The following is a 1,871-nucleotide window of genomic DNA, read 5'->3' as shown; positions in this document are numbered from 1 at the left end:
TGTGGCGCAATTACTGGTAAAAAAGCGTTATCGGAAAGAGTTCACCGGTGTGATTCTTGCGGCCACATTGAACCGAGAGATACGGCATCAGCGAAGGTAATCGAGAACCGAGGAAAAAACGCGGTCGGACTGACCGTGTTAGAAAACGCTTGCGGAGGCGATCTGACGGGGATCGACCGGGTTAAACCAGGTCGATCTAGTTAAAAGCCTAAGAACCGAGAATCCCCCGCTACACCGCGCGAGCGGTTAGCGGGGGAGAGTCAATTCCCATTCTCCTGTCTTCTGTCTCCTGTCTCCTATCTCCTGATTTAAGCATAAATACTTGTTGACAACTCATAGTCGTTATGAGTACACTTAATTTAGACAAACTCAAAATGAGTACGACTTAGCAATTAGGAGTTGACGATTATGCTACCAAACCGAGAAGGGCAGAGAGTTCCCGATGTCACCTTTCCTGTACGTCAAAATAATCAATGGGTGAACATCACCAGCGAGGAATTATTCAAAGGAAAAACCGTTGTTCTTTTTGCCTTACCCGGGGCATTCACTCCCACCTGTTCCACCTCCCATTTACCCGGATATAACGAATTAGCCCCAGTTTTTCGGGAAAATGGCGTAGATGCTATTGTTTGCTTGTCGGTGAATGATACCTTTGTCATGAACGAGTGGGCAAAGGACCAAGAATGTGATAATATCCTTTTGATTCCCGACGGTAACGGCGAATTTAGCGCAGGAATGGGGATGTTAGTCGATAAAGCTGACTTAGGTTTCGGTCAACGTTCTTGGCGCTATTCGATGCTAGTCAAAGATGGTGTTATCGAGAAAATGTTCATTGAACCGGAAGAACCGGGAGATCCTTTCAAAGTCTCCGATGCAGAAACGATGCTAAACTACATCAACCCAGAAGCCAAAAAACCGCCTTTAGTCTCTCTTTTCTCGAAAGTCGGCTGTCCCTACTGCCTCCGGGCCAAGAAAATGTTAGAAGAAAAAGGCCTACAATACGAAGAAATTATCCTCGGACGGGATGCCACCAGTCGTTCTCTGCGGGCCATGAGTGGTAATACCACCACCCCACAAGTCTTCATTGACGGCCAATTAATTGGCGGTTCGGAAGAATTAGCGGCTTATTTAGGAGCATAATTAATCAGCTATCAGCTATCAGCCTCTGATTTTTCAATTAATTAGCCATTTTTCTAGTTATCAACACTATTATCTAGCTGACGGCTGAGGGCGATGTTAATCAATTCTGAAAGGGGATGTGTATAACTTGAGCTTAATTGTAGGATCAAAATCAGTCCCCTCTACACGGACACAAGTGAGAAAATTATCGAGTATTCTGTTAACTGATCAAGGAGAAAGATTATGGTAGCCACTCCAGTCAAAACCAAAACCACGGGACAATACTACGCCACCCGCATCGATTTAGCATTAGATATCCGCAAAGCTGTGGTTGAAATCTTAAGCCAAACCCTTGCCGCTAGTTTAGACCTAAAAACTCAGGTTAAACAGGCCCACTGGAATGTAAAAGGTTTAAATTTCTACCAATTGCACAGCCTCTTCGACGAAATGGCCACGGAATTAGAAGGCTATGGGGACATGGTAGCAGAACGGATTACCGCTTTAGGTGGAACCGCTTTGGGAACAGCGCGCATCGCTGCCGCTAACTCGATTCTGCCGGAATATCCGGCTGATATCGTCGATGGTAGTGAACATATCGTTGCTTTAGCCGAACGTTATGCCTTATACGCCGCCCATCTTCGTTCTGCTATTGATACCACTGGCAATCAAGGGGATGCCGACACAGCAGATCTCTATACGGAAATCTCCCGGGACATCGATAAACGTCTCTGGTTCCTAGAAGCGCATCTGAT

General features: G+C 45.9%; 2 protein-coding genes and 1 pseudogene. All 3 read left to right on the top strand.

Annotated features, from left to right (window positions below):
• A pseudogene (locus tag PX481_RS19700) lies at positions 1 to 204 on the top strand (RNA-guided endonuclease InsQ/TnpB family protein); the annotation flags it as partial.
• A gap of 204 nt (positions 205 to 408) precedes the next feature.
• On the top strand, positions 409 to 1,140 hold the full coding sequence (locus PX481_RS19695) for a glutathione peroxidase (RefSeq protein WP_288095581.1): 732 nt from the start codon (positions 409 to 411) through the stop codon (positions 1,138 to 1,140).
• 222 nt (positions 1,141 to 1,362) lie between these two features.
• Positions 1,363 to 1,871 (top strand): DNA starvation/stationary phase protection protein Dps (gene dps / locus PX481_RS19690; protein WP_288095579.1); only part of this gene is annotated, 509 nt, incomplete at its 3' end.

The organism is Microcystis sp. M53603_WE2 (genome assembly GCF_030065435.1).
The sequence above is the reverse complement of the archived record's forward strand: the minus strand, read 5'-3'. Positions and strand labels throughout refer to the sequence as shown.

What these genes read in the sequence shown, in the direction of transcription:
- PX481_RS19695 (WP_288095581.1), top strand. Translation starts at nt 409, where the DNA reads ATGCTACCAAACCGAGAAGGGCAGAGAGTTCCCGATGTCACCTTTCCT.